Origin of the sequence: Amycolatopsis sp. NBC_00438 (assembly GCF_036026695.1) — a bacterium.
GTDB lineage: Bacteria > Actinomycetota > Actinomycetes > Mycobacteriales > Pseudonocardiaceae > Amycolatopsis.
Window position 1 is genome coordinate 10,336,958 of sequence record NZ_CP107923.1, and the last position, 16,771, is coordinate 10,353,728.

The 16,771-nt window shown below is 71.2% G+C and carries 13 protein-coding genes; 7 read left to right on the forward strand and 6 right to left on the reverse strand.

Annotated features, from left to right (window positions below):
* Positions 1-70 precede the first annotated feature (70 nt).
* Together OG494_RS47920 and hrpA are read left to right on the forward strand one after the other, a co-directional pair.
* Positions 71-424: a hypothetical protein gene (locus OG494_RS47920; RefSeq protein WP_328450478.1), complete on the forward strand. Its 354-nt coding sequence runs from the start codon at positions 71-73 to the stop codon at positions 422-424.
* A gap of 141 nt (positions 425-565) precedes the next feature.
* On the forward strand, positions 566-4,459 hold the full coding sequence (gene hrpA, locus OG494_RS47925) for an ATP-dependent RNA helicase HrpA (RefSeq protein ID WP_328450480.1): 3,894 nt from the start codon (positions 566-568) through the stop codon (positions 4,457-4,459).
* Positions 4,460-4,617: 158 nt separating this feature from the next.
* Here hrpA and OG494_RS47930 read toward each other — a convergent pair whose 3' ends face one another.
* Positions 4,618-6,309 carry a bifunctional 3'-5' exonuclease/DNA polymerase gene (locus tag OG494_RS47930; RefSeq protein WP_328450481.1) on the reverse strand — a complete coding sequence of 564 codons (1,692 nt, stop codon included), beginning with the start codon at positions 6,307-6,309 and terminating at the stop codon, positions 4,618-4,620.
* 142 nt (positions 6,310-6,451) lie between these two features.
* Here OG494_RS47930 and OG494_RS47935 point away from each other — a divergent pair, with 142 nt between their 5' ends.
* A complete protein-coding gene (locus tag OG494_RS47935; protein WP_328450483.1) occupies positions 6,452-8,086 on the forward strand; it encodes an acyl-CoA synthetase in 1,635 nt (544 codons plus the stop codon).
* Positions 8,087-8,090: 4 nt separating this feature from the next.
* Here the strand turns inward: OG494_RS47935 and OG494_RS47940 are convergent, their stop codons facing one another.
* Positions 8,091-9,032 (reverse strand): hypothetical protein, encoded by a 942-nt coding sequence (locus OG494_RS47940; protein ID WP_328450485.1) that lies wholly within the window; start codon positions 9,030-9,032, stop codon positions 8,091-8,093.
* A 391-nt stretch (positions 9,033-9,423) separates the two neighbouring features.
* Between OG494_RS47940 and OG494_RS47945 the strand changes: the two genes are divergently transcribed.
* Genes OG494_RS47945 through OG494_RS47960 form a run of 4 tightly spaced genes read left to right on the forward strand, consistent with a single transcriptional unit; the run spans position 9,424 to position 12,828 of the window.
* Positions 9,424-10,176 carry an SDR family oxidoreductase gene (locus tag OG494_RS47945; RefSeq protein WP_328450487.1) on the forward strand — a complete coding sequence of 251 codons (753 nt, stop codon included), beginning with the start codon at positions 9,424-9,426 and terminating at the stop codon, positions 10,174-10,176.
* Complete coding sequence (locus OG494_RS47950; RefSeq protein WP_328450489.1) at positions 10,173-11,249, forward strand: phosphotransferase family protein; 1,077 nt, start codon at positions 10,173-10,175, stop codon at positions 11,247-11,249. Before OG494_RS47945 ends, OG494_RS47950 begins: the two co-directional genes overlap by 4 nt.
* Entirely contained in the window at positions 11,250-11,906 is a 657-nt protein-coding gene (locus OG494_RS47955; RefSeq protein WP_328450491.1) for a histidine phosphatase family protein, read from the forward strand. It begins immediately after the preceding gene.
* 10 nt (positions 11,907-11,916) lie between these two features.
* The gene (locus OG494_RS47960) at positions 11,917-12,828 is read left to right on the forward strand and encodes an SMP-30/gluconolactonase/LRE family protein (RefSeq protein WP_328450492.1); all 912 of its coding nucleotides are present in this window, start codon (positions 11,917-11,919) and stop codon (positions 12,826-12,828) included.
* A gap of 139 nt (positions 12,829-12,967) precedes the next feature.
* Here the strand turns inward: OG494_RS47960 and OG494_RS47965 are convergent, their stop codons facing one another.
* Genes OG494_RS47965 through OG494_RS47980 form a run of 4 tightly spaced genes read right to left on the reverse strand, consistent with a single transcriptional unit; the run spans position 12,968 to position 16,734 of the window.
* Positions 12,968-13,795 carry an enoyl-CoA hydratase family protein gene (locus OG494_RS47965; RefSeq protein WP_328450493.1) on the reverse strand — a complete coding sequence of 276 codons (828 nt, stop codon included), beginning with the start codon at positions 13,793-13,795 and terminating at the stop codon, positions 12,968-12,970.
* Complete coding sequence (locus tag OG494_RS47970; protein WP_328450495.1) at positions 13,792-14,484, reverse strand: SDR family NAD(P)-dependent oxidoreductase; 693 nt, start codon at positions 14,482-14,484, stop codon at positions 13,792-13,794. The genes OG494_RS47965 and OG494_RS47970 overlap by 4 nt, the downstream gene beginning before the upstream one ends.
* Positions 14,481-15,989 (reverse strand): benzoate-CoA ligase family protein, encoded by a 1,509-nt coding sequence (locus OG494_RS47975; RefSeq protein ID WP_328450497.1) that lies wholly within the window; start codon positions 15,987-15,989, stop codon positions 14,481-14,483. Before OG494_RS47975 ends, OG494_RS47970 begins: the two co-directional genes overlap by 4 nt.
* Positions 15,982-16,734: a creatininase family protein gene (locus OG494_RS47980; protein WP_328450499.1), complete on the reverse strand. Its 753-nt coding sequence runs from the start codon at positions 16,732-16,734 to the stop codon at positions 15,982-15,984. The genes OG494_RS47975 and OG494_RS47980 overlap by 8 nt, the downstream gene beginning before the upstream one ends.
* Between the last annotated feature and the right edge of the window lie 37 nt (positions 16,735-16,771).

Below are 16,771 nucleotides of genomic sequence, written 5' to 3' on the forward strand. Positions count from 1 at the left end.
TCGTTCGAGTCCCATTGCGGGCCGTCGGGGGCGGTCTGCTCCCGTTTTCCTTGCCCGTTGGGGGTTTTCCATGTCTTCCATCATGATGCGGATCGGCATCCTGTTCGCCGTCCTCGGCTTCGGCACGTTCGTCCTCGAGCAGTTCGACATGGAGTTCCGGCTCCTCTCGTGGGCCGACGACATGCAGCCCACGTTCGGGATCGTGCTGGGCCTGGTCGGCGTCGCCCTGATCGTCGTCTCGCTGGTGCTCAACCGGTCCAAGGCCGCGCCGCAGCCGCAGCAGCAGTTCGCGCAGCAGCCGCCGGCGCCGGGCGCCCCGCAGGGTTACCCGGGCCAGCCGCAGCAGCAGTTCCCGGGCCAGGCCCCGCAGCAGCAGCCGTACGCCCAGCAGCAGCACCCGCAGCAGCCCGGCCAGCCCGGCTGACGCTCGTCCGTCCGTGAAGGCCTCCTTGAGGGACTCAGAGTCCCTCAAGGAGGCCTTCACGGACTTCCGGGGTGCCGCCGGTCACGCCGCGGGGATATTCAGGAGCCCGCCTCGTCACGCACGGCTATCCTTGGCCCAAGTATGTCCACGCCATCTCCTTTCGAAGCGCTGCGTGCGCGCCTGCCCGAGCTGATGCCGCGCGACGAGCAGCGGCTGCGCAGGCGGCTCGACGGTGCCCGCAAGGCCCGCGACCGCGACAGCGCCCTCGCCAGGATCGCCGCCGACGTCGACGCCGCCGAGCTGCGCCTGCTGTCGCGCCGCGAGAGCGTGCCCAAGATCGAATACCCCGAAGAACTGCCGGTCAGCAGGCTCAAGGACGAGATCGGCGCGGCCATCGCCGCGCACCAGGTCGTGATCGTCGCGGGGGAGACCGGCTCCGGCAAGACCACCCAGCTGCCCAAGATCTGCCTCGAGCTCGGCCGCGGCGTCCGCGGCCAGATCGGCCACACGCAGCCGCGCCGGCTGGCCGCGCGCACGGTCGCCGACCGGATCGCGAGCGAGCTGAAGACCGAGCTGGGCGACACCGTCGGCTACAAAGTCCGGTTCACCGACCAGTCCGGGCAGGACACGCTGGTCAAGCTGATGACCGACGGCATCCTGCTGGCCGAGATCCAGACCGACCGGTCGCTGCTCCAGTACGACACGCTGATCATCGACGAGGCCCACGAGCGCAGCCTCAACATCGACTTCATCCTCGGTTACCTCAAGCAGCTGCTGCCGCGGCGTCCCGACCTCAAGGTGATCATCACCTCGGCGACCATCGACCCGGAGCGGTTCTCGAAGCACTTCGACAACGCGCCGATCGTCGAGGTCTCCGGCCGGACGTACCCGGTCGAGGTGCGCTACCGGCCGCTGGTCGACCCGGAAGACCCCGAAGCGGACGACGAGCGCGACCAGACCCAGGGCATCCTCGAAGCCGTCGAAGAGCTGTGCGCCGAGGGCCCGGGCGACGTCCTGGTGTTCCTCTCCGGCGAGCGCGAGATCCGCGACACCGCGGACGTGCTCAACCGCGCCGACCTGCGGGGCACCGAGGTCCTGCCGCTCTACGCGCGGCTGTCGGCGGCCGATCAGCACCGCGTGTTCCAGCAGCACACCGGACGCCGGGTCGTGCTCGCGACCAACGTCGCCGAGACGTCGCTGACCGTGCCGGGCATCAAGTACGTCGTCGACCCGGGCACCGCGCGGATCTCGCGCTACAGCCACCGCACCAAGGTGCAGCGGCTGCCGATCGAGCCGGTGTCGCAGGCGTCGGCGAACCAGCGCAAGGGCCGCTGCGGCCGGACGTCGGACGGCATCTGCATCCGGCTCTACTCCGAAGAGGACTTCGAGGCGCGGCCCGAGTTCACCGACCCGGAGATCCTGCGGACCAACCTGGCCTCGGTCATCCTGCAGATGACGTCGCTGGGGCTGGGCGACATCGCGGCGTTCCCGTTCGTCGAGCCGCCGGACCGCCGTCAGGTCACCGACGGCATCGGCCTGCTGCAGGAGCTCGGCGCGTTCGACAGCGAGGCCGCCGGCAACAGCGACCGGCGGCTCACCGACACCGGCCGCAAGCTCGCGCAGCTGCCGGTGGACCCGCGGATGGGCCGGATGGTCCTCGAAGCCGCCCGCAACGGCTGCGTCCGCGAAGTGATGATCATCGCGGCCGCGCTGTCCATCCAGGACCCGCGGGAGCGGCCGTCGGAGAAGCAGCAGCAGGCCGATCAGCAGCACGCGCGGTTCGCGGACCCGACGTCGGACTTCCTGGCCTACCTGAACCTGTGGGAGTACGTCGCCGAGCAGCAGAAGGCGTTGTCCAGCAACCAGTTCCGCCGGTTGTGCCGCAACGAGTTCCTCAACTACCTACGCGTGCGCGAGTGGCAGGACATCTTCAGCCAGCTGCGCCAGCTGGCCAAGCCGCTCGGCATCTCGCTCAACACGAACACCGACGCCGTCGACCCGCAGAAGGTGCACACGTCGCTGATCGCCGGGCTGCTCTCGCACATCGGCCTCAAGGACCCGGCGAAGGGCGACTACCTGGGCGCGCGCGGCGCGCGGTTCGGCGTTTTCCCCGGTTCGGCGCTGTTCAAGAAGCAGCCGCGCTGGGTGATGTCGGCCGAGCTGGTCGAGACGTCCCGGCTGTGGGCGCGGGTCAACGCGCGCATCGAGCCGGAGTGGGTCGAGCCGCTGGCGCAGCACGTCGTCAAGCGCAGCTACTCCGAGCCGCACTGGGAACGCAAGCAGGGCGCGGTGATCGCGATCGAGAAGGTGACGCTCTACGGCGTCCCGCTGATCGCCGACCGGCGCGTCAACTACGGCCGGATCGATCCCGAGATGTCGCGGGCGCTGTTCATCCGGCACGCGCTGGTCGAAGGCGACTGGCAGACCCGGCACCACTTCTTCGCCGAGAACCGGGCGCTGCTGGAAGAGGTCGAAGACCTGGAGAACCGGGCGCGGCGCCGCGACATCCTCGTCGACGACCAGACGCTGTACGAGTTCTACGATTCCCGTGTCCCCGCGGACGTCGTCTCGGTGCGGCACTTCGACACGTGGTGGAAGAAGACCCGCCACGAGCAGCCGGACCTGCTGTCGTTCGAGAAGTCGATGCTCATCAACGAGACCGCGGGCGGCGTCCGCGAGGGCGACTACCCCGACTCGTGGACACAGGGCACGCAGGTCTTCAAGCTGACCTACCAGTTCGAGCCGGGCGCGGACGCGGACGGCGTCACCGTGCACATCCCGCTGCCGGTGCTGAACCAGGTCACCGAGGACGGCTTCGACTGGCAGGTGCCGGGTTTGCGGTCGGAACTGGTGACGCAGCTGATCAAGTCGCTGCCGAAGGCGGTGCGCCGCAACTTCGTCCCGGCGCCGGACACGGCCAACTACGTCCTTTCGCGAGTGTCCCCTTCGGACGGACCGCTGCTGGAGGTGCTCGGCCGCGAGCTGCGGGCGTTGCGCGGAATCACGATCCCCTTCTCCGACTGGGACCTTTCGGCAGTGCCGGAGCACCTGAAGATGACGTTCCGGGTGGTGGACGAGCGTGGCAAGAAGCTGGCCGAGGGCAAGGACGTCTCGCTGCTGCGGCTCAAGCTGGCGCCGAAGGTCCGGGAGACCATCTCGAAGGCGGCCAACAGCCTGGAGAAGGCGGGCCTGACGAAGCCGTCGTTCGGTTCGCTGCCAAGGGTTTTCGCCTCGACCCAGCGCGGCCACGACGTCAAGGCGTACCCAGCGCTGGTCGACGAAGGCGCGACCGTGGCGGTCCGCATGCTGGACACGCCGGCCCAGCAGGAGCACGCGATGTGGGCGGGCTCGCGGCGGATGCTGCGGCTCAACCTGAGCTCGCCGATGAAGTTCATCACGAGGTCGCTGTCCAACTCGTCGAAGCTGGTCCTGAACCGCAACCCGCACGGAAGTGTGGCGGCGTTGCTGGAGGACTGCGTCGACTGCGCGGTGGACGCGCTGATGGCGGCCGGCGGCGGCCCGGCGTTCGACGAGACCGGGTTCAAGGTGCTGCTGGAGAAGGTCCGGGCGGGCCTGCACCCCGAGGTGCTGGAAGTGCTGACGGACGTGGAGAAGATCCTGCGCGCGGCCAACGACGTCGAGGTGGCGCTGCCCTCGACCCGCGGCCCGGCGGAGTCCCTGGCGGACATGCGGGCCCAGCTTTCCGGCTTGGTGTACCCGGGTTTCGTGACGGCGACGGGCGCGTCCCGGCTGCGCAACGTGATCCGCTACCTGCAGGGCATCTCGCGCCGCCTGGAGAAGCTGGTCTCGGAACCGACCCGCGACTTGCAGCGGACGGCGGACATCGCGTGGATCACGGGCGAGTACCGCGAGGCTCTCGCATCGCTCCCGCCCGGCACGTCGTCCCCGGCGCTGGACGAGGTCCGCTGGATGATCGAGGAACTGCGGGTCTCGTTCTTCGCCCAGACCCTGGGCACGGCCCACCCGGTCTCGCTGAAACGCATCACGAAGGCCCTGGACGACGCCCTCGCCTGACGCCGTGTCGTCCACCCAGGTACGCGTGTCGTCCACCCAGGTACGCGTGTCGTCCGTTCGGGTACGCGGCCGGACGGACCGGCCGGCGGCCTCGCGTACTCCGGTGGACGACACGCGTACACGGATGGACGACACGCGTACGCAGGTGGACGACACGGCTACTTGGCGTCGGCGTAGGTGTCCACTGGGGCGATGTGCATCGGGAAGCGGACCGGGCACGCCGGGCCGAACAACATCGTCGCCGCCTCCGTGACGCTGTCCACAATGGACGAAGAGACCACGTCGGCCAGCTCGGCCGGGGTGTGGACGATCACCTCGTCGTGCTGGAAGAACACCAGGTGGGCGGGGGACGGCAGGCGGCGGCGCAGCGTCGCGAGCATCACCGCCGTCATGTCCGCCGCGCTCGCCTGGACGACGAAGTTGCGCGTGAACCGGCCCCAGCCGCGCGACGCCCGGCGGGCCTTCAGCTCCGCCGCTTCGTCCGAAGCCAGCCCACCCGTCAGGGCACGCCAAGCCGCCGAAGGGGCCGGCGAGGTGCGGCCGAGCCGGGACCGGACGCGCTCGCCGCGTTCACCCGCCTGGGCCGCGTGCTCCACATAGGACACCGCGTCCGGGAACCGCTGCCGCAGCAAGGCCAGCAGCGGACCCGCCTCGCCGGACGTGCCGCCGTACATCGCCGACAGCATCGCGATCTTCGCGCGCGCCCGGTCGTCCCGGTCGTCGTCCGGTGACAACGGGACCCAGCGGGCGCCCGAGAACAGCGCTTCGGCCAGACGCGCGTACAGGTCCGTCGCCGCCGCGACGTCGGCCAGCCGGCGGTCGCCCGACAGGGCCGTCAGGACCCTCGGCTCCAGCTGGGCGGCGTCGGCCACCACCAGTTTCCAGCCCGGGTCCGCGCGCACGCACGTGCGCAGCACCTTCGGGATCTGCAACGCCCCGCCGCCGCGGCTGGCCCAGCGGCCGGACACCACGCCGCCGACGACGTAGTGCGGGCGGAACCGGCCGTCGGCGACCCACTCGTCGAGCCACGTCCAGCCGTTCGCCGTGTACAGCCGCGACAGCTCCTTGTACTCCAGCAGCGGCCCGACGGCCGGGTGGTCGATGCCCTTCAGGAAGTACTTCCGCGCGGACGGCACCTCGATCCCGGCCCGGGCCAGCGCCCGGACGACGCTCGGCGGCGAGTCCGGGTTGACCGCGCGCCCGCCGAACGCCTCGGTGATCTTCGCCGCCAGCTCGACCAGCACCTTCGGCCGCTCGCCGAAGCGCACCCGCGGCCCGAGCCGCGAGACCAGCAGCTCCTCGTGCAGGTCCGCGCGCCAGGGCAGGCCGTCGGCCGACATCTCCACCGCGGCCAGCGCGCTCGCCGACTCCGCGGCCAGCAGCAGCCGGAACCGGTCCGGGTGCTCGGTCGCCGCCACCCGCCGCTCCTGCTCGGCCAGCACGCGCTCGACCGCCGTGACGACCGTCACGCCGTCGGGCAGGGTCGGGGCCCGGGTGTCGAACAGGGTCGGCTGAGCCAGCTCGACGGTCGCCGAATCGGACGGCGGTTCTTCCCCGTTCGCCCTGGCCCAGGCCGCGCGCAAGCTCCGCGACTGGTCCTCCTGCCCCGCGTGCGCCAGCAGCAGCCCCTCCGCCAGCGCGAGGTCGTAACACCGCCGCACCCGCACGCCGGCCGCGACCAGCACCGGATAGGTCAGCTCCGCCGACGGGAACACCCACCTCGGCTCGTGAGCCGCCTCCAGCTCCCGGGCCGACGCCGCGAAACCCGCCTCGTCCAGGCCGGACAAGGTCGAGGACGGCGAACGCACGGTGAAGCTCCCGTCCTCCTCCCGCCCCGCGATCACCTGCACGGACACAGTGTGCCGACTACCACCGACAGTTTCGGAGCGAGTGCGTCTGGTGCGGGCGCGGTGGGCTTGGTTTACTGTCGAGTAGCCCCCATACCGCCGGTACGGAGTGGGGCGCTCTTCCCGCAGCAACGGAGGTGCCCGGATGAGCCTGGTCGCGCTCGCCACGCAAGTGGCGGACAAGGTGGCCGAGACGGCGCGCAGTGTCGACGTGATGCGGCGGGCCGGGCTGGTGCCCTTTCCCCGCGTCGACGAAGGCCTCCGGTCCCTGGTCGCGATCCGCAAGTACGGGCCGTTCGCCGGCGCCAACCACATCTCCGCGCGCCGCGACCCGACCGCCGTCGGCATCGTCGACGAGGTCGGCCCGCTCACCTACAAGCAGCTCGACGACCAGTCGAACGCGCTGGCCCGGGCCTGGTCGGAGCGCGGGATCAAGCCCGGTCAGGTCGTCGCCGCGCTGTGCCGCGACCACCGCGGCCTGGTGCTCACGATGGCCGCGGCCGGCAAGCTCGGCGTGCGCCTGCTGCTGATGAACACCGGCTTCGCCAAACCGCAGCTGGCCGACGTCGCGAAGCGCGAGAAGGTCACCGCGCTGGTCTACGACCAGGAGTTCACCGGCCTGCTGGACGCCATGCCGAAGAACGTCGACCGCTACCTCGCCTGGGTCGACAACGACAGCGACCTGTCCGACCGGGACGTCCCGGTGCTCGCCGAGATCATCGCCAGCACCGACGACCGGCCGTGGCCCGCGCCAGCCAAACCGGGCGGGTTCGTGCTGCTGACCAGCGGCACCACCGGGACGCCGAAGGGCGCGCCGCGGCCGCACACCTCCGCGCTGGCGTCGGCGCAGTTCCTCGACCGGATCCCGTTGCGCGCCAACGAAGCCACGTACATGGGCGCGCCGCTGTTCCACGGCACCGGCCTGTCGCAGTTCATCCTGTCCTTCGCGCTCGGCTCGACCGTCGTGATGCGCCGCAAGTTCAGTCCGGAGGAGACGCTGCGCGGCGTCGCCGAGCACAAGTGCACCGCGCTGGTGCTCGTGCCGACCATGCTGCAGCGCATCGTCGACCTGCCCGCCGACGTCCGGGCGAAGTACGACACTTCGTCGCTGCGGATCATCTTCGTCGCCGGCTCGGCGCTGTCGCCGGACCTCGGCAACCGCGCCAACGAGGCGTTCGGCCCGGTCGTGCACAACCTGTACGGCTCGACCGAGGTCGCGGTCGCCACGGTCGCGACGCCGGAGGACTGGGTGAAGGCCCCGGGCACCGTCGGCCGCGCGCCGGTCGGCTGCAAAGTCGCGCTGTACGACGAAAAGGGCGGCCGGATCACCGAGGCGCACGTCACCGGCCGCGTGTTCGTCGGCAGCGGTCTCAGCTTCGGCGGGTACACCGACGGCCGGCACAAGGAGATCATCGACGGCCTGCTCTCCAGCGGCGACGTCGGCCACTTCGACGACGACGGCCTGCTCTTCATCGACGGCCGCGACGACGAGATGATCGTCTCCGGCGGCGAGAACGTGTTCCCGATCGAGGTGGAGAACCTCCTGGTCGAGCGCGAGGACGTCCTGGAGGCCGCGGTGATCGGCGTCGAGGACCCGGAGTTCGGCCAGCGGCTCAAGGCGTTCGTCGTCCTGGCCGACGGCGCGGACCTCGACGTCGACGCGGTCCGCGACTACGTCAAGGCCAACCTGGCCCGCTACAAGGTGCCCCGCGACGTCGAGTTCCTGGCCGAGCTGCCGCGCAACGCGACCGGGAAGGTGTTGCGCACCAAGCTTTCCTGAGCTGCTACTCCCAGTCGATGCCGAAGACGCCGGGGCCGAAGTCCAGCGCGACCGCGTGCACGCCGTCCGCGCCGTCCAGCTTCAGCGGGCGGCGCGACAGCGAGCCGGCGTTGCCGTTGCGCGAGTACTGCCAGCAGTGCTCGGGCGCGGTGCCCGGCGCGAACCGGACTTCCAGCAGGTATTCGCGCACCGGGCGGCGGAACTCGCGGTAGTGGGTGTTGCGGCACTCCGGGTACGGCGGCCCGCTGTTGGTCAGGGTGTACTCGATCAGGTGCGTCTCGCCCCGGTCGATCGGCTGGTCGAAGACGAGTTCGGCGACGACGAGGCCGTGTTTCTCGTCGACCTCCGCGCGGCCGATCCGGCAGTTGCGCACCGCGTGCAGCTCCGGGGGCCCGGCGGCCGGGTCGTCCTGGGTGTAGACCAGCAGCCAGCGGTCCAGGCCGTCGGTGCCGGCCTGGAAGACCGCGCGGGCGGTCACCGAGCGCTGGCCGCCGTCCTCGGCGATCTCGCACAGGTCGTGCAGGCCGACCATCTTCAGCGGGTGCTGGCGCTCGAGCGCGTCCGCCGCGCCGACTTTCGCGAGCATCGGCAGCAGTACTTCGCGGGGGAACGACATGGGCTCGCCGCCGGCCTGGCGTTTCCCGGCGCCGCCACGGGGGCGCGGCGGGGGCAGCAAGCCGAGCAGGGCGCCGGCGGGGACGTCGAGGATTTCTTCGAGGCTGCGCACGGCCGAGAGGGAGCTCTGCCGCTCCGGCTGCCGCTTGCCGGACTGCCAATAACTGAGCGCGGTGACGCTGACGACGACGCCGCGGGCCCGCAGCCGGGCCTGGATGCGGTCGAGCGAGAGCCCGCTGGTGGCGATGGCCGCGCGCAGCTGCGTGGCGAACGCGGTGCGTCCACCTTCCTGACCGCCGCTCACCACGTGGTCCGCCGTGCTGCCCGCCATTGCCGATCCGACCCGCCCCGTGCCGTCCCCCCGACGATCCCCGACACGGTGCACGTTAGCAGGATTCCCGGCATGATCCGCGTCCCTCTTCACGGGGGTGCTCGATCGCCTCGGACGTGCGTCCACTCGGGCGAACGGGCTAGTACTGGCAACTGTGAACCATTGCCCCGGCCTGGGCGGACGCGCTTGTATGACTTGCCTGCGCCGGTGGCCCCGCCTCCCCCTCACGGTCCACCCGGACGCAGGCGAACCGGCCGCGAGAGCGGTTCCGGCTCCGGTTCACCCGGCCGCGTTGTGCGACCGGCCGGTGTGGCCGCGCGATGACCGGTGGCCCGGCGACGCCCCCAGCGCCGGGCCACCGGTCTTATTACCACCGGGTAGCATCCGGTCCATGACGCTCCGGAAGAACATCCTGATCACGGGCGCGAGCAGCGGCTTGGGCGAAGGCATGGCCCGGCAGTTCGCGGCGAAGGGGCGCAACCTCGCGTTGTGCGCCCGGCGCACGGAGCGCCTCGAAAAACTCGCCGCCGAGCTGACCGCGGCCCACCCCGGGATCAAGGTCGTGACGCGCACCCTGGACGTCACCGACCACGACAGCGTCTTCCGCGTCTTCGAGGAGTTCCGCGCCGAGCTGGGGTCCCTCGATCGGGTGATCGTGAACGCCGGGCTCGGGAAGGGGCAGCCGGTCGGCAAGGGCCGGTTCGACGCCAACCGCCAGACTCTCGAAGTCAACTTCGTCGCGGCCGCCGCGCAGATCGAGGCCGCCGCCGGGATCTTCCGCGAGCAGGGCAGCGGGCACATCGCCGTCGTCTCGTCGTTCAGCGCGATCCGCGGCCTGCCGGGCAACCTCACCGCGTACGCCGCGTCGAAGGCGGGCATTTCGGCGTTCGTCGACGGCGCCCGCGCCGAGCTGAAGCGCAAGGGCATCAAGGTCACCGACATCCGGCCGGGGTACATCGAGTCCGAGATGAACGACCGGATCGGCCGGAACCCGCTGCTGGCCAAGGCCGACACGGGCGCCCGCGCGCTGGTGAAGGCCGTCGAGGCGGAGGGTGCGCGGGCCTACGTCCCGGCGTGGCCGTGGGTGCCGCTGAGCCTCGCGATGCGCGTCGTGCCGGTCTGGATCCTGCGGAGGTTCGCGTGAGCACCAACGACACCACCGACACCACCGTCGATGTCCGCGCCGAGGACGCCTTCGACGCCGCCGCGGTGCACGCGTGGCTGTCGGTCCGCGTGAGCGGCCTCGGCGCCGAGCCGCCGCGGGTCCGGCAGTTCCCCGGCGGCGCGTCGAACCTGACCTACCTGCTCACCTACCCGGACCGCGAGCTGATCCTGCGCCGTCCGCCGGCCGGGCACAAAGCCGCGTCGGCGCACGACATGCGGCGCGAGTACCGCGTGCAGCACGCCCTGAAGCCGGTGTTCCCGTACGTGCCGGAGATGCTCGCCTTCGGCGACGACCCGGCCGTGCTCGGCGGCGACTTCTACGTCATGGAGAAGCTCGACGGCCTGATCCTGCGCGGCAACCTCCCCGAGGGCATGACGCTCACCCCCGAGCAGGCGCGCGAGCTGTCCGGCAAGGTCGTCGACCGGCTGGTCGACCTGCACGCCGTCGACGTCGAACGCGCCGGGCTGAGCGACCTCGGCAAGGGCGCGGGGTACGTCGAGCGGCAGATCCGCGGCTGGTCGGACCGGTTCACCGCGGCGCGCACGGACAACGTCCCCGACTTCGCCGAAGTGCGCGGCTGGCTGGCTTCGAACCGGCCCGGCGAGGTCAAGATCTGCTTGATCCACAACGACTACCGCCTCGACAACCTGGTGCTGGACGGCTCGTCGACGTTGAACATCGCCGGCGTCCTCGACTGGGAGATGGCGACCCTCGGCGACCCGCTGATGGAGCTGGGCAGCATGCTGGCCTACTGGGTGCAGGCCGATGACGACGACGTCATGCAGGCCAGCCGCCGCCAGCCGACGCACCTGCCGGGCACGTTCACCCGCGAGGAGTTCGTCGCGCGCTACGCCGGGAAGACCGGGCTCGCGATCGGCGACTGGCGGTTCTACGAGGTCTACGGCCTCTTCCGGCTCGCCGCGGTGCTGCAGCAGCTCTACCGGCGCTACCACGACGGCGCCACGCGCAACCCGGCGTTCAAGGACTTCTGGCAGTTCGTCGGGTACCTCGACTGGCGCTGCCGCGAGATCATCGCGAAGGGGAGCGTGTAAGTGGGCGCCATCTACCTGGTCCGGCACGGACAGGCGTCGTTCGGCGCGGCGGACTACGACGCGCTGTCCCCGCGCGGCTTCGAGCAGTCCACTGTGGTCGGTGCGGAACTGCTGCGGCGCGACGTCTCCTTCAGCCGGATCCGGTCGGGCACGCTCGCCCGGCAGCGCGACACGGCGGCGACGGCGCTGAAGGTGCTCGGCACCGACGTGCCGGTGGTCGAGGACCCGCGCTGGAACGAGTACGACCACGTCGACATCGGCGTGCACCACGCGGGCGGCGCGCCGCAGGAGGACTCGCGCGCCTACCAGGGGGTGCTGGACAAGGCGCTGACGTCGTGGATCGAGGCGGGCGCCGACGGCCCGTGCGCGGAGACGTGGCCCGCTTTCCTCGCCCGCTGCCGCGGCGCGCTGGAAGACCTGGTCGCGACGCTGGGCAAGGGGGAGCACGCGGTCGTGTTCACCTCCGGCGGCGTGATCGCGACCGTCTGCGGTGCGTTGCTGGGGACGCCCGAAGTGGGCCTGCTCAAGCTCAACCGCGTCACGGTCAACGGCGGGATCACCAAGCTGGTCTCCGGCCGCGGCGGTGTCACGATGCTGTCGTTCAACGAACACCCGCACTTCGAGGCCGAAGCGGCCCAGCTGCTCACCTACCGGTAGGAGACGTCCGATGCGGTTCGGTCCAGTCACGCTCATCCCGGTCGGCGGCCACGGCCCGGAGGACGTCGTCGTCGACGGCGAAGGCCGGATCTACACCGGCGTCGACGACGGCCGCATCCTCCGCTTCACCCCGGACGGCAGCGGCGTCGAAACCATCGCCGACACCGGCGGCCGTCCGCTGGGCCTGGAGCTCTACGGCGACGACGAGCTGCTGATCTGCGACGCGCGGGCCGGGCTGCTGGTGGTGCCCCTTTCCGGCGGCACTCCGTCCGTCCTGGCGACCTCGGCGCTGGGCCTGGACTTCGTGTTCTGCAACAACGCCGCGGTGGCCGCGGACGGCACGATCTACTTCACGGACTCGTCACGCCGCTTCGGCATCGACAACTGGCGCGACGACCTGATCGAGCAGACCGCGGGCGGCCGCCTGCTGCGCCGCACCCCGGACGGCGCGATCGACCTGGTCCTGGACGGCCTCCAGTTCGCCAACGGCGTCGCGCTGGCGCCGGACGAGTCGTTCGTGGCGGTCGCGGAGACGGGGGCCTGCCGGGTTTCCCGTGTCCGGCTGGCCGACGGCCGCGCCGACGTCCTCGTCGACGACCTGCCGGGCTTCCCGGACAACATCTCGACGGGCACGGACGGCCTGATCTGGATCACGCAGGCGTCCCCGAAGGTGGCGGCGTTGGACGTGGTCCGCCGGCTGCCGGCGTTCGTGCGCGCGGGCGTCCGGCGGTTGCCGACGTCGCTGCAGCCGAGCCCCGGGCGCGAGGTGGGCGTCCTGGGCGTCGCGGCGGACGGCACGGTGGTGCACGAGTTCCGGGGCGAGATCGACGGCTTCCACATGCTGGTGGGCGTCCGCGAGTGGCGCGGCCGGCTGTACTTCGGCTCCCTGGAAGAGTCGAAGATCGCGATCACCCGGCTCTGACCCGTACCCGAAGGGTCGGCTCACGTACCTGAACAGTCGGCTCGCGTACCTGGAGGGTCGGCTCACGAACCGACTGTCTGGGTACGCGGGCCGACTGTCTGGGCACGTGAGCCGACTGTCTGGGTACGTGAGCCGACCGTCAGCGGCCGGTCCAGCGGGGTTCGCGGCCCGCCGACCAGGCCGCGTAGAACTCCTTGTGGTCCTTCGCCGTCATCAACAGCGCCTGGGTCATCGCTTCCAGCTCGATCGCGCTGCCCAGGTCCATGTCCAGCTCGCGGGTCAGCAGCACCTTGGTCGTCGCGTACGCCAACGCCGGGCCGTCCGCGAGGCGGCGGGCCAACGCCGTCGCGGCGGCGGGCAGCTCGTCGTCCTCGACCACCTGGGTGGCCAAGCCGATCTCGGCGGCACGGGAGGACGACACCTTGTCACCCAGGATCAGCAGTTCCGTCGCGCGGCCCAAGCCCACTAGGCGCGGCAGCAGGTACGCCGAGCCCATGTCCGCGCCGGCCAGGCCGACCTTGGTGAACAGGAACGCGAACTTCGCCGACCGCGCCAGCAGCCGGAAGTCGCTGGCCAGCGCGATCACCGAACCCGCGCCCGCCGCGACGCCGTTGACCGCCGCGATCACCGGCAGCGGGCACTCGCGCAGGGCCTTCACGACCGCGCCCGTCATGCGCGTGAACTCCAGCAGTTCCGCCGTCTCGAACTTCTGCAGCTCGCCGATGATCTCCTCGACGTCGCCGCCGGAGCAGAACCCGCGCCCGCGCCCGGTGATCACCAGCACCCGGACGTCTTCGTGCTGCGGCAGCTCGATGATCAGGTCACGCAGGTCGGCGTAGACGTCGAACGTCAGCGCGTTCAGCTTCTCCGGCCGGTCGAGCGTCACGGTGGCGACGCCGTCGGCCACCGTGAACTCGAAGTGCTCCCACTCCTTCGTGAGCGGTGCGGTCGCGCGGAACGGGCTCATGACTGGATTCCTCCGCCGTCGAGTACGAGGGTCTGGCCGTTGATCGCGGCGGCCTCGGGGGCCGCCAGGAAGGACACCGCGAACGCCACTTCGCCCGGTTCCAGCAGCCGGCCCAGCGGGGACGCCGCCGCCAACGCCGCCTCGGCCTCCTCGGACGCACGCCCGGTGCGCTCCTGGATCCGCGCCACCGACGTCGCCGTCATGTCGGTGCGGACGAACGCCGGGCACACCGCGTTCGCCGTGACGCCGGTGCCCGCCAGCTCCGCCGCGACCGCCCGCATCAGGCCGGCCGCCGCGTGCTTCGACGCCGTGTAGCCGGCGGTGTAGCGGTAGCCGACGTGCGACGCCGTCGACGCCACCGTGACGATCCGGCCGCGGTCGCGCTCGCGCATCCCCGGCAGCACCGCGCGGGTGCACAGGAAAGCCCCGGTCGCGTTGACGTCGATCTGCCGGCGCCAATCGTCCAAAGTGGTCCGGGAAACCGGGGCGCTGGAAGAGATCCCGGCGTTGTTCACCAGCACGTCCACCGGGCCCGCCGCCGCGAAGTACTCCGAGACGGCGTTCTCGTCGGTGACGTCGCAGTCCGCGCGGCCGGGCGCCAGCACGGTGTCACCCGCGGCGCGGAACCGCGCGGCGATCGCGGCGCCGATGCCGCGGGTGCCGCCGGTGACCACGACCAGCCGGCTCACGGGCGGGCCGCCAGCGCGCGCCGGTCGAGCTTGCCGTTGGCGGTGCGGGGGAGTTCGGTCACGAAGACCACCTCACGAGGGTATTTGTGCTTGGCCAAATGTGCCTTGGCGTGGTCCTTCAGCTCGTCCGCGGCCACCGACGCGCCCGGCGCCAGCACGACGTACGCGCGCGGCAGCACCAGGCCGCCAACCTCGTGGCCGACGACCGCGCAGTCCATCACCGCCCCGTGGCCGAGCAGGCAGTCCTCGATCTCGCCGGGCGCGACGAACACCCCGCCGACCTTGAGCAGCGCGTCCGCGCGGCCGTGGTGCTTGAAGAACCCGCCGGACCGGCTGAACAGGTCACCGGAGGTCAGGGTGTCGCCGTCGAACGTCTTCGCGGACTTCTCCGCGTCGCCGAAGTACTCCAGCGCGATCGTCGGCCCGGTGACCCGCAGCGGCCCGATTTCGCCGTCCGGCAAGGGATTCCCGAGTTCGTCGACGACCTGTGCGGTGTAGCCGGGGACCTCGGTCCCGAGCGTGCCGACCCGAATCGAGCCGGGCCGGTTCGACAGGTAGATGTGGTACGCCTCCGACGATCCGATGCCGTCCACCACCGGCACGCCGAACGCCGCGTCCCACTTCCGGTGCAGCTCCGCGGGCAGCGCCTCGCCCGCCGACGTCGTCATCCGCAGGCAGCTCAGGTCCTGTGACGCCGCGGCCGGGTGCGCGATCATCGCGCTCATCATGGTCGGCACGTTCACCAGCACGCTCGGCCGGTACCGCGCGATCAGCTCGAACATCAGGTCCGCCGTGCTGCGTTCGGGGAACGCGATCCCGGCCGCGCCGACGCCGAACGGGAACAGTGCCACCAGATCGCGTGCGTAGCCGAAGAACAGCTTGGGCACAGCCAAAATCCGGTCGTCCTCACGCAGCCCGAGCACCTGCACGGCGTACCGCTCGAAGCTCTCTCTCGCGCTCCGCAAGGGATGCACGCACGCCTTGGGTGCGCCCGTGCTGCCGGTGGTGAACTTCCAGATCCCGACGTCGTCCAGCGTGGTCGGCGCGGCTTCGAGTTCGTCGGACGCGGCGTCGAGCAGTGTCCGGAATGGACGCTCGCCCGGCCGTAGCTCGCTCTCGGGAACGCCGGTGACCAGCAGGTTCCGCGCACCCGCCTCGCGGAGTGCGGGCAGCGTGACGGCGTCCGCGATGACCGCGACGGCCTCGGTGTACCCCAGGTAGTACGCGTAGTCCTTGGGTTGCAGGAAGGGATAGACCTCCGCGGTGACCGCGCCGATCTTCTGGGCGCCGTACCAGGTGGCGACGAACTCCTCGCCGTCGCTCAGGGCGAGCAGCACCCGCTGTCCACTTCGGACACCCGCGTCGCGCAGCACGTTCCCGGCGCGGTTGACCAGCTTCGCCAGCGCCGCGTAACCGACCTCCCGCGAGCCGACGAACAACGCGGTCCGGTCCGTTGACGCGTGCCGGTCGACGAAGTAGGACGCGAGGTTGAACGGCTCAGGCACGGGCCAGCTCCCGGATCGCTTCCACCAGCAGATCGGTCAGGACCGAGAAGGTCTCTTCGCCTTCCGAAGCCGTCGCCTCGGCGGGTTTGCCGCAGTAGGCGTCGGACATCCCCATCGCGACGAAGCCACCGTCGGGAGGTGCCGACGCCAGGCTGACCGGCACATGCGGCAGCTCCCGCATGACGACCTGGTCGACCAGTTCGGGCCGGTCGGCCAGCACCAGCGACGTCTCGTACCGCCCGGCGTGGCATTCGCCCGACTGGAACTCCTCGGTGAGGCGCTGCGCGTGCCGCCGCCGGACCAGGTCGAGCAGCGCGACGTGCCCGTCGTAGGCGAAGTTGAGCGTCTCCACCGCGCGCCGCAGGGTGACCAGGTGCGCGGGCTCGAAGTGGTTGTTGACCAGCAGGATCCGCGGCAGTCGCTGGCCGATCAGCGCGGCGCCGACGTCCACCAGCAGCGCGTGCAGCGTCTCCTCGCCGATGTGGATGCCGCCGGCGAACCCGGCCGCGAACCGCGTCACGCCGTACGGGATCTCCGGGAGGATCAGCACCTGGACGTCGTCGTCGGCGGCCAGCCGGGACGCCGCGCGCTCGCACATCCCGCGCGAGATCAGCGGGTCGGTGCCCAGCGGCGCGTGCGGGCCGTGCGGCTCGATCGCGCCCAGCGGGAGCAGCAGCACGGGGACGCGGTCACCCGAAACCAGGGCGTCGACCTGCCGCGAGCTGAGGTCCGCGAAGTACGTCACGCAAATCAAGCTACACCGCAGCGGCCTGAGGTGTATA

Excerpts from the sequence above, each read along its gene's own strand:
- OG494_RS47920 (WP_328450478.1), top strand. The coding sequence starts at position 71 with ATGTCTTCCATCATGATGCGGATCGGCATCCTGTTCGCCGTCCTCGGC.
- hrpA (WP_328450480.1), top strand. The coding sequence starts at position 566 with ATGTCCACGCCATCTCCTTTCGAAGCGCTGCGTGCGCGCCTGCCCGAG.
- OG494_RS47935 (WP_328450483.1), top strand. The coding sequence starts at position 6,452 with ATGAGCCTGGTCGCGCTCGCCACGCAAGTGGCGGACAAGGTGGCCGAG.
- OG494_RS47940 (WP_328450485.1), bottom strand. The coding sequence starts at position 9,032 with ATGGCGGGCAGCACGGCGGACCACGTGGTGAGCGGCGGTCAGGAAGGT.
- OG494_RS47945 (WP_328450487.1), top strand. The coding sequence starts at position 9,424 with ATGACGCTCCGGAAGAACATCCTGATCACGGGCGCGAGCAGCGGCTTG.
- OG494_RS47960 (WP_328450492.1), top strand. The coding sequence starts at position 11,917 with ATGCGGTTCGGTCCAGTCACGCTCATCCCGGTCGGCGGCCACGGCCCG.
- OG494_RS47965 (WP_328450493.1), bottom strand. The coding sequence starts at position 13,795 with ATGAGCCCGTTCCGCGCGACCGCACCGCTCACGAAGGAGTGGGAGCAC.